Source organism: Microcystis wesenbergii NRERC-220, from assembly GCF_032027425.1.
Taxonomy (GTDB): Bacteria; Cyanobacteriota; Cyanobacteriia; order Cyanobacteriales; family Microcystaceae; genus Microcystis; species Microcystis wesenbergii_A.
The window spans coordinates 1,819,004-1,831,624 of record NZ_JAVSJA010000001.1; the positions used below are offsets into that span (position 1 = coordinate 1,819,004).

A 12,621-nucleotide genomic window follows, 5' to 3' on the forward strand; every position below is an offset into this window, starting at 1 on the left:
AAAATTTTTAGTTTCTGTCATTTGAGATAGTTTCTCTTTTTGATACATACATTTGTTCTCAATTTTCCCTTTTACCCAGAAGAAATTTTTTGAAGATTTTTCAGGGCAAACTTACTGTCCTAGTCTCAAAAAAATCGCCAGTCAAGCTCATCAATCGGCTCGTGTTTTCTGCCTCTTTTCTCCTCTGGCTGAAGTTTGAATCAGCTGACCACCCATCTAAATGATCGGTTAAGACACCATGAAAGCCAGAAGCAAGGCGAAGAAGCTAGGAATTTTGTCCTGAAAATTGCCCAGTACAGTTTGAATGCAGTCAAGCTTACTGAAAAATATGTTATGGCGCTTTTCACGTTACTGAGGTATCGACAAGTTTTGCTAACAAAGGGTTTAAGCCCCTTGCCTATGCCTCATTCTGATGAAAACTGCTATAGTGCTTTTCACGTTACTGAGGTATCGACAAGTTTTGCTAACAAAGGGTTTAAGCCCCTTGCCCATGCCTCATTCTGATGAAAACTGCTATACAATTAGCTTATCATATCCATTGTTAGTGACAAGAGGAGGGAATAAGTTCTCCTGGACTAAAAGAAATAGCGTCTGGTGGGGGAGATTCCGAGAAATTATGCAAGGAAGCTTAAATGAGATTGACACTCGCAGTATCTTACCATTGATTGAATTAGGACAAAGAACAGGAGAACTATTAATTGAAGCCTCCGCCCTTGCCTGTGCAGGGAGAGGATGGTTCTTGTTTTTTGTCAACGGTCAAATTGCCAACGGGAGCGAGTCCGGCACTCTTCCCCTCACCCGTTGGCAAGATTATTTATATCCCGACAGAATCAAAGTTAGAGAAGAACTAGGGGACGATAACCGGAGAGAAATCATCAATATCCCTGAATACGCCTATCTATGGCAATTAATAGCCAAGAATAGCTTAACTCCCCAGCGAGGTCGAGAAATTTTGACGGCGATGATTCTCGAAACCCTTTTCGATTTGTTTAGTTTACCAAAAGGTGACTTTAGCTTTAGTTGGGGGACGGCGATCGCTCTTCCTCTCCTACGAGAAATCAGCCCCTTAATTCCCCAAATTGCCAGACAAAGGCAACAGTGGCCACAATTTTATCCCCAGAGCCAACACCTCAACCAGTTGATCACTCTCAGCCAGCCGGAAGAATTAGAATTGGTTTTGCCGGGCCGAAAGTAATCTCAGTCAATGGGCTAAACGCCGCCTCACCCTAGGGCAACTATCGCGCTATTTAAAGCGAGAACCGATAACAATTGCCCGCAATCTTTATCCCTACGCCCAAAGGGGCTGGTTGCGTCTGGTGGATAACCTGAGAACTTCTGGGGGAGATAGCCAGGGAAAACTAATCCCCTCACCTCGGATTCTGTTCATCGATGACGATCCCAGCATTCGTGAAAAAGTCGGGATTATTTGCGAAAATTATAACTATTCCTGTAGTATTTTGGGTGATAACCTAGAATATCTCGGTCAAGCTGTAGCGCTCAAACCCGCTCTCATTCTCTGCGCTATCGCCCTGCCCAAACTAGACGGTTATCAACTCTGTCATCTCTGGCGACAAACCAAAACTTTGCGGCATACCCCGATCATTCTGTTAACCAGTCAAGAGGGTCTGCTGGCAAGGGTAAAAGCCAAAATGGTCGGGGCAACCGATTATTTAAGCAAACCTTTCAGCGAAAATGAATTATTACTGCTGCTGGAAAAATACGTTCAGGGGGATAGGGGGGTGGGGAGTGGGGAGACGGGAGAAAAAGCTGACGGAGTAGCGGCTGACGGCTTCAAGATAACTGATAGCTGAAAAAAATTCCTTTGGCTAGTCGTTTTTGACAGTGGAATTGGGAAATATAATATAGAGATGAAGCCCGAAAGGGTCAATCAAGTCCTTGTTTAGAGGGAAAGCCCGTCATAAATTTCAGATTGTTTTGGAGGCAAAAATGGGAGCAATTTCGGAGCATCCGGTCAACGGGAACTATTATCGGGCATATTTAACGCGATGTGCCACTAAAAACGACAGAATCAGGGTTCCAGAGGATACTTTATCTCTGCTAATTTCTGAAAGCCTTGTAAATCAAGACTAAAAATATAGTTGCACATCGCGTTATTTATCTATTGTTGTCCTTGCGATCCTAGCTAGGTAGGGAGTTATGAGTGAAATATTGCTGGTAGAAGACAGCCAAACGCAACGGGAATGGATCTGTGATCTACTCCGCAAGAGCGGCATTAAGGTCACGAGCGCCAAAGATGGGGTAGAAGCACTCGAACATATTCAGAGGGTTAATCCCGATTTAGTCGTCCTCGATATCGTCATGCCCCAGATGAATGGTTATGAGGTGTGTCGTCGTCTCAAGTCGGATCCAAAAACCCAAAATGTCCCGGTGGTCATCTGTTCCTCGAAAGGAGAAGTTTTTGATCGCTATTGGGGCATGAAAATCGGAGCCGATGCCTACATTGTCAAGCCCTTTGAGCCAATTGAGTTCATTGGTACTATTAAACAACTGCTGCGCCGATAAAATTGCCTTCGCCGCGGACAGTCTAGCTATGGTATAGGTCAAGACAGCTAAAAACGCCGCCCGAACCATATAGTTGCAAGAGAACAAAAGCAATGCTTAACAACGCTGATTTTTTTGCCGGTAACGCTCCTCCTCCCGTCGGTGAACTGCACTTGCGATTCTATCTACCCTCTCAGGACGAGTTTGCCCTTAGTGCCGTGGGCATTCGCGAGGTGATGCAGCAACCAATTGATCGCATTACCACCATGCCCAATGCTTCACCCTTGCTCCTCGGCGTGATCAATCTCCGGGGTCAAGTGATCTGGGTGGCGGATCTAGGACAATTTTTGGGGGATAACAAGCGCTTAAACACCGAACGAGCCGAAATTACCGTAATTGCGATCGAAGAACAGGAAACGATACTCGGTTTAGCGGTGGAACGTTTGGGAGATATGGAATGGCTTGACCTAAATAAACTAGGTAGTGCCGCCAGCATTCCCGATCAGATCGCCCCCTATGTGCGGGGAGAGTGGATTCTGGGCGAAGAATCCCCAAAAACCTTAAGACTACTCGATCATCTGGCCCTACTCCGTTCTGCCCGTTGGGCGGCTTAAAATCTCAAAAAAGTAGCAGCAGATGATGATGATGATTTATAGCCATTCTTTCGGGAAATTACTAACTACTTCACCACTTTAACTTTACTAGGGGAGAGGCAAATGCCGTCAGGGACAGAATACGCAAAACTCTATGGACAGGCTAACAGCGCCTATTGCCAGGGCAACCTTGAGGATGCCGCCGTGATTATCAAAGACATGATCGCCAAGTATCCCGAGGATGCTAATGTCATCCTTTTACAGGGTCACATTCATCTAGGACTACAACAATACAGCTTGGCCAGGGAACGTTACGAAAAGGTGCTGCAATTGGCTAAAAATTTCCCCACTCGCTCCGATCTGGTGGATTATGCTCGACGGGGTCTTGATCGGATTCGGCAATTGCCTTTTGAAGACGAGGATGAAGATTTTATGATCGCTGCTACGGAAGCCATTGCCTACAGCGAGGCCGACTTCGATCCGGGTCAAGGTTTGAGCAATTCTCGGTCTGGGGAGTCGCAAGCGGCTGACCCCGATTGGCAAAATGAAGGCATGGATGGGGATAGTGATCTTTTCAATGAGGGGGATATCGGCGGGCCGACGGTGGCAGAGTTATCCTCTACCGACACTATAGGGGAAAGCACCTTTGTCATTGACCCGGAACCGACCCACCGACAAGCGGCAAAAACTGGCCGTAATCAGCGCAGAGTCACTCAAAAAAAATACGAGGAGGAGGACACCAGAGATTTTAGGGAACCAAAACGCAATGATGAGGATTTAGACGGTTTTTCCCGAATGGGTGCGACGGGTATGACCCACGGTCTAGGAGATTCAGACCTATTTACCCGTTCGGGAGAGGAAGCTTTAAGTGGTGGTTTGGCCACCGAACCCAGTGAACCCCTTAATGCCAGTTCTGGTGTGGGAGAGCCTAGTTTTAATCCTTCCCGTCCAAACATACCCGACGATAAGAGAGATGGTCATCTCCCCGCCGCTTCCGAGCGCTTGCTCAAGCCAGTGGTGGAAGTCAATCCGGGCAAATTAGCCTTTTTCGTCAATGCTTCTTTAGGCAAAAAGCAACTAATTTTAGCGGCTTTAGCGGGCATTACCCCGGTGGTGTTAATTTTTGCTGTTAGTATCACCTCTTGGCTATCTTCTCTATTTGCTGCCAAACCGGCCCCAAATCGTCAGGAAAAAACCGAAAAAGTTGCCCCGAAACCAGCCCCAGCCAGCCTTTCCCCCTTTAGTCAACTTATCCTTACCAAGATGTTAGTAACGGGTGTGGGAACCTTTGCCGTGACTTGGCTAGGCCTACAGTTGCTAATTAGTCAGATTAAGCGCAGTCTCAACGATCTGCAAAGCCAATTCGATCATCTCTCGGAAGGTAATTTTAACAGTAAAGCGACGATCTACTCGGAAGATGAATTCGGTCAACTGGCCAATCGTTTTAATCAGGTAGCCCGGGTAGTGGTTACTACCACCAGGGCAGCCCAACGCCGCGCCGCCGAAACGGAACGGGAACGGGAAGACCTACAACGGCAAGTGATTCGACTTCTCGATGATGTGGAAGGAGCCGCTAGGGGGGATCTGACAGTGGAAGCCGAGGTAAGCGCCGATGTTTTAGGTGCGGTGGCTGATGCTTTTAATTCGACTATCCAAAACTTGCGCGAAATTGTCCGACAGGTGAAAAAAGCGGCCAAACAGGTGAATCAGGGTACAACCGATAGTGAATCTTTCGCCCGCAAGCAGTCCAGCGAAGCCCTGCGGATGGCGGAGGAATTGGCCGCAACCCTTGATTTGGTACAGATGATGACCGACTCAATTCAAAGGGTGGCAGAAAACGCCAGAGAAGCCGAAGAAATCGCCCGCACTTCCTCGATTGCTGCCCTGGAGGGGGATGATTGCGTGGAAAGAACCGGGGCGGGAATTAGGCAAATCCGCGAGACAGTATTGGAAACGGAGCGAAAAGTGAAGCGTTTGGCGGTAGCGGCGCAGGAAATATCGAAAATTGTGGCGGTAATCTCTCAGATTGCCTCGCGGACTAATGTATTGGCTGTTAATGCCTCGATTCAAGAGACGCGAGCAGGAGAGACGGGCCGGGGTTTTGCGATTGTGGCCGATGAGGTGCGTCAGTTAGCCGATAGATCCGCTAAATCTCTTAAGGAAATTGAACAGATAGTTTTGCAAATTCAAGAGGAAACGGCAAAGGTAGTGGAGGCGATGGCGGAGGGGATTCTACAGGTTAAAGATGTCACCGAGCGCTCGGAACAGGCGAAGAAGTCCCTAAAAGATATTATCCAAGTTTCTAACCGTATTGATATGCTGGTGCGCTCAATTACCGCCGATACGGTCAAACAACGGGATAATTCCCTCCATGTCGCCCAAGTTATGCAGTCGGTGGAGTTAACCGCTCAGGAAACTTCCCAAGAATCCCAACGGGTGGCGGGTTCTCTGCAAAAATTGGTTAGTATCTCGCAAGAGCTGCTTTCTTCGGTAGAACGGTTTAAGGTAGACTCGGAGGATAATAAATAATCGGTGAGCGGTAATCAGTGGGTTATTGATTAGCTGCTATCCCTTAGAGTGAGTAAAGTTATGCCTAAACTTAGTCTCTGCATGATTGTCAAAAATGAAGCCGAAAATCTCCGGCGCTGTTTGGATAGCGTGAAAGAGGTGGTGGCTGAGATGATCGTTATGGATACAGGTTCGACCGATGATACGATCGCTATTGCTAAAAGTTACGGTGCCATAGTTCCTAGCTACGATTGGCAGGGTAATTTTTCCGATGCCAGAAATGAGGCTTTAAAATATGTTACTGGCGATTGGATTTTAGTCCTTGATGCTGATGAGGAATTAAATCCGGCTATCGTACCGAAAATGCGTCGAGCAATCGAAAAAGAGGAAAATTTAGTCATTAATTTAATCCGCCATGAAATCGGAGCCGTACAATCACCTTATTCTCTAATTTCCAGGCTATTTCGCCGACATCCTCAAGTCACTTTTACCCGTCCCTATCACTCAATTATTGATGATAATGTGGCCATCTTATTAAAAAAAGAGCCTAATTGGAAAATAGTTGAACTGCCAGAAATTGCTATCTTTCACTACGGTTACACCGTCGATAAAATAGCCAGCTTAGATAAGTTTGCACGGGCAAGAAAAGCGATGGAGGGCTTTTATAAACAACATCCCCACGATCCCTATGTGTGTAGTAAATTGGGAGGGTTATATCTGAAGATTGGCAGGGATAAAGAGGGTTTTAAGCTGCTTAAACATGGTTTAAAATGCCATGGCTCTAATCCGCATATTTTATACGAGTTATATTATCATCTCGCTAATTATTATTATTCAGTGGATGAATTTAAGAAATCAGCCGATCATTTTATCAAAGCAATCGAGCAGCCAATTTTAGATCAATTAAAACTGGGTGCTTATAATAATTTCGGTGGGCTATTATACGAAGCAGAAAACTACGAAACTGCCTTATCTATCTTTGAGAAAACCGTAGAAATTGATCCTAGGTATGCCGATGGTTACTATAATTTAGGACTGGTTCTCAAGCAACTGCACCGGCTACCAGAATCGATTAAAGCTTATAAAAAAGCTCTCAAGTTAAACCCCGATAATCCCGCTATTTACCAAAATCTAGGGGTTGCTTATATAGTTTTCGGTAGTTATAATGAGGCGATCGAGATTTGGCAAAAAGGCCTACAATTATTGAAAGATCAGGGTAATGTCTCTCGCGCTGAAATGCTGCAAGAAACCCTAAAAGCTCTGGGAGCAAGTTGATTGAAGGATGAACAATCCCTATTGAATCATCTTCTTAATCAAGGAGGGTTAATGATGAAATGGCATCGAAAACTTAAAGATAAGGGAGATTCAGTTAACTAAATTTATATTTATCTATTTTTATGCTGTTATACTACCTTCAGGACAACTACCGATTCAGCCTCTAGGAAGGAAAACAATAACTAGGCTAATCTGATCAATCACCATGAAAGTAATTTAATTTGTGAGAATTTATCATAAGTTGGCCAAAATTTATCTGGCCATTGCTTGATCAGCTGGTCAAAAAGGCTTCATAATTCAAGTTCCGCTTTGACAAAATCGGCAGTTTTATAGAGAGAAAACCCCACTTTAGCGGCTATCATCTGCATAGCGCGATTATCCCTTAAAATTTCCCCTTCAATTCCCTCTAATCCTTCCTTTTTGCCAATAGTGACCAAACGCTGTAGTAATTCAGTACCAATGCCCTGACCTTGATAGTCATCCCTAACTAATAGGTCAAATTCCGCCACATTAACGCCGTGCAGTTTATTTAAGCGTCCTATAGCGATAATTTCTGGCTCTTCCGTCTGATCTTTATTAATCTCTACCACTAAAGTCATTACTCGATCGTAGTCAATAAAACAAATGCGCGTAAGACGATCATAAGCGGTTTGGCGATCGAGATTGACAAGATGAAAATAACGATAATAAATAGTTTCTTCCGAGAGATAATGGTGAAATTGTCGCACTAAAGGCTCATCTGCTGCCCGAATCGGACGAATTAGCACCTTTAAGCCTCTTTTCGTCGTCCAAAGCCCTATATAATGTTCGGGATAGGGACGAATCGCCGGATGAGATAACTTTTCTGGGGGAGTAGTTGGATGATGAAGAAGGATAGAGGCGGAAAGAGCGATTAATTGCTCTGAATCGGCAAAAAAGGGATTAATATCGATAGTTTTAATGCGAGGTTGTTCACTAACCAGGTGGCTAAATTTAACGATTATTTGCTCCAAATTCGCTAAATTAAGCGATTTAAGCCCATTTAGTCCCTGAAAAGCCCGATAAATCTTGGTTTTTTCTAAAAGTCGGCGAGCGAGATTAGTATTTAAAGGAGGTAGAGCGGTGGCGTAATCTTGAAAAATATCGACTAAACGGCCGCCAGTACCGAAAATTATCACCGGTCCGCACTGATCATCGTAATTAGAGCCGATAATTAACTCATATCCTCGATCGATCTCTAACATCGGTTGAATACTCACCCCGAGAAAATGCTCCGGACCCACTTGTGCGCTAACATTAGCTTTGATCGCCTGATACGCTTGCACCACTGCCCTAGGGGAAAAAAGCGGCAATTGTACCCCACCCACCGCGCTTTTATGGATAATCGTCTGGGAATGCAGTTTCATCACCACGGGATAACCGAGAGATTCAGCGAGATTAACTGCTTCTGCGGCACTTTGGGCGATTTTAGTGACAATAACAGGGATTCCATAGGCTTTCAGTATATCCAAAGACTCTGGCTCACTGAGAATTGTTCTATCCCCTGCTTGCTCGATAATCTGGCTCACTAAAACTCGATCGGAGCCATTTTCCTGAGAATTGGTTAAAATTGGCGTTTGATAAAGACCGCGCAGATTCTCCTCATATTTCCAGAGCAAATTAAACACCCGGGCCGCCGAATCGGGATAGCGATAGGTGGGGATACCCTGCTGATTTAATAACGCTACTCCCTCTGCAATGCCCTCTCCCCCCATCAAACTTGCTAAAATGGGTTTTTTGCTATTTTGAGCGATTGAGGCGATGCTACGGGCAATTGCTCGCAGATCGGTGTTAAAGCGAGGCGAGAGAATCATCAACACCGCGTCGGTATGTGCATCCGCTAAAGCGATCTCTAGGGCGCGAGCGTAGCTATCGGGATCGCTGCCGCGACGCAGATCGATGGGATTTTGGGGGACAATATCCGCGGGAAAAAGAGGAGCTAGTTGCTCGATCGTTGCGGGGGTAAGGGTTGCCAGTTGTCCATCTTCCGCCAGTAAAGCCGAGGCCGCTAAAAGAGCGGGAGCAACACCATTGCTGATGATTGTCAAGCGTTTTCCCCGGGGAAATCGGGGAATTTTCGCTAAAACTTGCGTGATATTCAAGAGATCGGCCAGTCTTTGTACTTCCACAATGCCACAGCGAGCAAAGGCAGCGGAGAGAGTTAGCTGATCGCTGGTCAATTTGCCCGCATGGGAAAGAGCGGTGGGGTCAAAGTCGGTACTGTGGCGACTAATGGCGATAATTGGTTTATTTAGGGCAACTTCTCGGGCCGAGGACAGAAAAGAGCGGGCATTATTCAGGGATTCCAGGTAGATAACGATGCTTTTGGTTTGGGGATCGTCTCCCAAATAATAGAGTAATTCGCCCCAATCCACATCTAAAAGAACTCCGAGAGAGATAAAGTGACTAAAACCGACATTTTCGCTTAAACTCCAATCAAGCACGGCAGCAGCGATCGCCCCACTTTGACTAATCAGGGCAATTGAACCGGTTTTCGGCAGGATGGGGGAAAAGGTGGCGTTAAGATTTTGGCTGAGATTGCTGATTCCTGAGCTATGGGGACCGATGATGCGTAATTTTTGACCAGCGATCGCTTTAATTTCCCTGAGTAAATTTTCCCCCATCTGGCCGGTTTCCCGAAAACCCGTGGAGAGAATCAGGGCGCATTTAACCTTTTTTTCGACAGATTGGGCGATAATAGCGGGAATTTCGGGAGCGGGGGCGGTGATAATTACCAGATCGATCGCCGCCTGGATATCTGGTAAACTGCTATAGCTGGGAAGATCGAGCCAGTTTTCGGGGTGAGGATTAACTAGATAAAGGCGGCGCTGACCGGGATTATGATGGAGATTATTTAAAAGAGTGCGATCGAGTTGGGGATTTTGGCGATTAAATCCCACCACAGCGATGGTTTTTGGCTCAAAAAAGGCTCTTATGGTTTGATGTTCGCCACCACGAGGCTCTAAGATGGGATTTAACATAATTGACGCTCCCAAGAACTTTAAAAACCCACTCCCACTTCCTACTTCCCACTTCCCACTTCCCACTCTCTATACCTTTCAAACAGGATTTAGTATAAAACATCCCCACCCGATCAACATTTTCCCCAAGAGATCTAGTAAACTAACTGATGCTGTAAATATTTAGAGACAGACGATGGAACTGGAATATCCCGAGGATTTGAGATACCTAGAAACCCACGAATACGTCAGACTCGAAGGTGAAATCGCTACCTTGGGAATTAGTGCTTTTGCCGTCGATCAATTGGGTGATATCGTGTTTCTAGAATTGCCCGAATTGGGAGAGGCACTGGAAGTAGGTAGTAGTTTCGGCACGATTGAATCGGTAAAAGCGGTAGAAGATCTTTATCCTCCCGTCTCGGGAACCGTAGTCGATCGCAATCAAGCGATGATTGACTCCCCCGAATTAATTGCCGATGATCCCCACGGGGAGGGTTGGTTATTAAAAGTGCGGGTAGAAAATCCCGATACTGCCTTGGCTGATACCCTCTCCGCTAGTGAATACCGCGCCCAAGTAGCAGGGGAAAGTTAACTAATATTAACAACACGGAGCCAGACCCTCACACTATCATAATCATAGACAGAATTGAAAATCCAGGAAGCGATCGAGTCTTCCTGATTTTTGTCTCTAAACCGTGCTGAGACGAAATTCTTGCCCGAATCGAGTGAGGTTTCACTATTTACCCAATCTATGCTAAATCCTAATCTCGCGGCGATCGAACTTTCCCAAGAGGAGGTTCAACGCTACTCTCGACACATTATTCTGCCCGAAGTGGGCTTAGAAGGTCAAAAAAAACTAAAAGCCGCCAGTGTTCTCTGCATCGGCACCGGGGGACTCGGTTCCCCGCTTTTACTCTATCTAGCGGCGGCTGGCATCGGTAGAATCGGTATTGTTGACTTCGATATCGTCGATAGTTCCAATCTGCAACGTCAAATTATTCACGGCACTTCTTGGGTAGGCAAACCGAAAATTGTTTCCGCTAAGGACAGAATTCTAGAAATTAACCCCTATTGTCAGGTGGATTTGTACGAAACCCGCATAAGTTCCGAAAATGCCCTTGACATTTTAGCCCCCTATGATGTAGTCATCGACGGGACGGATAATTTCCCCACCCGTTATCTGACTAATGATGCTTGTGTTCTTCTCGACAAACCCAACGTCTATGGCTCAATTTTCCGCTTTGAAGGACAGGCAACCGTTTTTAACTACCAAGGTGGTCCCAACTACCGCGATCTCTATCCCGAACCACCACCACCGGGGATGGTTCCCTCCTGTGCGGAAGGCGGCGTTTTAGGGGTTTTACCCGGAGTAATCGGCACAATTCAAGCCACAGAAGCCATTAAAATTATCCTCGGCGCACCGGATACCCTCAGTGGTCGTTTACTGCTCTACAATGCTTGGGAAATGAAATTCCGCGAGTTAAAATTGCGCCCGAATCCCATCCGTCCCGTCATTGAAAAACTAATTGATTACGAACAATTCTGCGGTATCCCGCAAGCGAAAGCACAAGAAGCAGCAGAACAGCAAAACATGACAGAAATGACCGTAGTAGAGTTAAAAACCCTACTTGACAGCAATGCCGATGATTACATTCTCATCGATGTGCGTAATCCCAACGAGTACCAAATCGCTAAGATTCCCAACTCGGTGTTAATTCCCCTACCCGATATCGAAAATGGTTCGGCAATTCCCAAAATTAAGGAATTAGTCAACGGTTATCGTCTCATCGCCCATTGTAAGATGGGGGGACGTTCCGCTAAAGCCCTCGCTATCCTCAAAGAGGCAGGTATCGAAGGAATTAACGTCAAAGGTGGTATCAGCGCCTGGAGTCGCGAAGTCGATTCCACTGTACCAGAATACTAATTGTGGCTCTTGGGTGTTAGGGGTTGGGGTTTTAGGGTTTTGGGGTATTAGTTGAATTCCCCCATTCCCTATCCCCCCATCTCCCTAGGGTTGATTCAAGGTAGGGTTGATTCAAGGTAGGGTTGATTCAAGGTAGGGTTGATTCATGAATCAACCCTACCCCATTCCCCATTCCCCCATTGCCCGTGAATCTGTTAAGATCAGGGCGAGTTAGCCTTAAAATCTTGGGTGTGAGCAAACAATGAAAAACCATATTAAAAAAATTGCTAGTTGGAGCGCAATCGCTACTATTTCCCTTGGCTTAGTAGAAATGAACCGAACAGCGATCGCATTTGGCAACAATAATCAATTTAGTGCCTGTATCAGTCAGATTGTCCGCACGGGAGTGAGTCCCCAAGATGCCGCCACCGCTTGTTCAGAAGCATTAATTCCTAAAGAATTATCCCGGTGTGTGGTGATGATTAAATCCAAAACTCCGATCGATGGTAATCTGGCTCTGCAAGCTTGTTTTCAAGTGCGTCGTCCCATCGACCTAGGTAATTGTGTGGTCGATATCCATCGCGCTGCCCCCTTGTTTGCCGCTAATTCCCCCAAACAAACGGAAACAGAAACAGCCAAGGAACCCGATAAATTAGGGATTTCTAGACAGATTTTAGATTCCTGTCGTCAAAGTTTATTACCGGGGCGCTTTTCCGAATGCGTTATCGCTGTCAGTCGTGATGTGGACAAAAATAACCCCTCCCAAGCTTTACAAACCTGTTTAAGTGCCGAGGATTTCCCCAGAGATCTATTCCCCAGTTATCCCCAAAATCAAGACCAGAGACCTTAATCAAGATTATTT

10 protein-coding genes are annotated in these 12,621 nt (G+C 45.9%); 9 read left to right on the forward strand and 1 reads right to left on the reverse strand.

The window, feature by feature from the left end; all coding sequences use genetic code 11:
• The first annotated feature begins 616 nt into the window (after positions 1-616).
• From RAM70_RS08845 to RAM70_RS08870, 6 genes are all read left to right on the forward strand, one after another.
• Positions 617-1,195: a DUF4388 domain-containing protein gene (locus RAM70_RS08845; protein WP_072024918.1), complete on the forward strand. Its 579-nt coding sequence runs from the start codon at positions 617-619 to the stop codon at positions 1,193-1,195.
• 121 nt (positions 1,196-1,316) lie between these two features.
• Positions 1,317-1,811 carry a response regulator gene (locus RAM70_RS08850; RefSeq protein ID WP_288000892.1) on the forward strand — a complete coding sequence of 165 codons (495 nt, stop codon included), beginning with the start codon at positions 1,317-1,319 and terminating at the stop codon, positions 1,809-1,811.
• A 346-nt stretch (positions 1,812-2,157) separates the two neighbouring features.
• On the forward strand, positions 2,158-2,523 hold the full coding sequence (locus RAM70_RS08855) for a response regulator transcription factor (protein WP_045362189.1): 366 nt from the start codon (positions 2,158-2,160) through the stop codon (positions 2,521-2,523).
• A 92-nt stretch (positions 2,524-2,615) separates the two neighbouring features.
• On the forward strand, positions 2,616-3,116 hold the full coding sequence (locus RAM70_RS08860; protein ID WP_045362187.1) for a CheW domain-containing protein: 501 nt from the start codon (positions 2,616-2,618) through the stop codon (positions 3,114-3,116).
• Positions 3,117-3,218: 102 nt separating this feature from the next.
• Positions 3,219-5,624, forward strand: coding sequence for a methyl-accepting chemotaxis protein (locus tag RAM70_RS08865; protein WP_045362185.1), 2,406 nt, complete (start codon positions 3,219-3,221; stop codon positions 5,622-5,624).
• A 60-nt stretch (positions 5,625-5,684) separates the two neighbouring features.
• Positions 5,685-6,878, forward strand: a complete 1,194-nt coding sequence (locus tag RAM70_RS08870; protein ID WP_045362181.1) for a glycosyltransferase — start codon at positions 5,685-5,687, stop codon at positions 6,876-6,878.
• 290 nt (positions 6,879-7,168) lie between these two features.
• Here RAM70_RS08870 and RAM70_RS08875 read toward each other — a convergent pair whose 3' ends face one another.
• Positions 7,169-9,877: a bifunctional acetate--CoA ligase family protein/GNAT family N-acetyltransferase gene (locus RAM70_RS08875; protein WP_312673337.1), complete on the reverse strand. Its 2,709-nt coding sequence runs from the start codon at positions 9,875-9,877 to the stop codon at positions 7,169-7,171.
• Between the two features lie 175 nt (positions 9,878-10,052).
• Between RAM70_RS08875 and gcvH the strand changes: the two genes are divergently transcribed.
• The 3 genes from gcvH (at position 10,053) to RAM70_RS08890 (ending at position 12,609) form a co-directional block, all read left to right on the forward strand.
• Positions 10,053-10,448: a glycine cleavage system protein GcvH gene (gene gcvH, locus RAM70_RS08880; RefSeq protein WP_002737085.1), complete on the forward strand. Its 396-nt coding sequence runs from the start codon at positions 10,053-10,055 to the stop codon at positions 10,446-10,448.
• A 159-nt stretch (positions 10,449-10,607) separates the two neighbouring features.
• On the forward strand, positions 10,608-11,780 hold the full coding sequence (gene moeB / locus RAM70_RS08885; protein WP_312673339.1) for a molybdopterin-synthase adenylyltransferase MoeB: 1,173 nt from the start codon (positions 10,608-10,610) through the stop codon (positions 11,778-11,780).
• A gap of 241 nt (positions 11,781-12,021) precedes the next feature.
• Positions 12,022-12,609, forward strand: a complete 588-nt coding sequence (locus RAM70_RS08890; protein ID WP_312673341.1) for a hypothetical protein — start codon at positions 12,022-12,024, stop codon at positions 12,607-12,609.
• Positions 12,610-12,621 lie beyond the last annotated feature (12 nt).

Bases quoted from the DNA above. Each gene is read 5' to 3' on its own strand.
- RAM70_RS08865 (WP_045362185.1), top strand. From the start codon at position 3,219: ATGCCGTCAGGGACAGAATACGCAAAACTCTATGGACAGGCTAACAGC.
- RAM70_RS08845 (WP_072024918.1), top strand. From the start codon at position 617: ATGCAAGGAAGCTTAAATGAGATTGACACTCGCAGTATCTTACCATTG.
- moeB (WP_312673339.1), top strand. From the start codon at position 10,608: ATGCTAAATCCTAATCTCGCGGCGATCGAACTTTCCCAAGAGGAGGTT.
- RAM70_RS08870 (WP_045362181.1), top strand. From the start codon at position 5,685: ATGCCTAAACTTAGTCTCTGCATGATTGTCAAAAATGAAGCCGAAAAT.
- RAM70_RS08855 (WP_045362189.1), top strand. From the start codon at position 2,158: ATGAGTGAAATATTGCTGGTAGAAGACAGCCAAACGCAACGGGAATGG.
- RAM70_RS08890 (WP_312673341.1), top strand. From the start codon at position 12,022: ATGAAAAACCATATTAAAAAAATTGCTAGTTGGAGCGCAATCGCTACT.
- RAM70_RS08875 (WP_312673337.1), bottom strand. From the start codon at position 9,877: ATGTTAAATCCCATCTTAGAGCCTCGTGGTGGCGAACATCAAACCATA.
- gcvH (WP_002737085.1), top strand. From the start codon at position 10,053: ATGGAACTGGAATATCCCGAGGATTTGAGATACCTAGAAACCCACGAA.
- RAM70_RS08860 (WP_045362187.1), top strand. From the start codon at position 2,616: ATGCTTAACAACGCTGATTTTTTTGCCGGTAACGCTCCTCCTCCCGTC.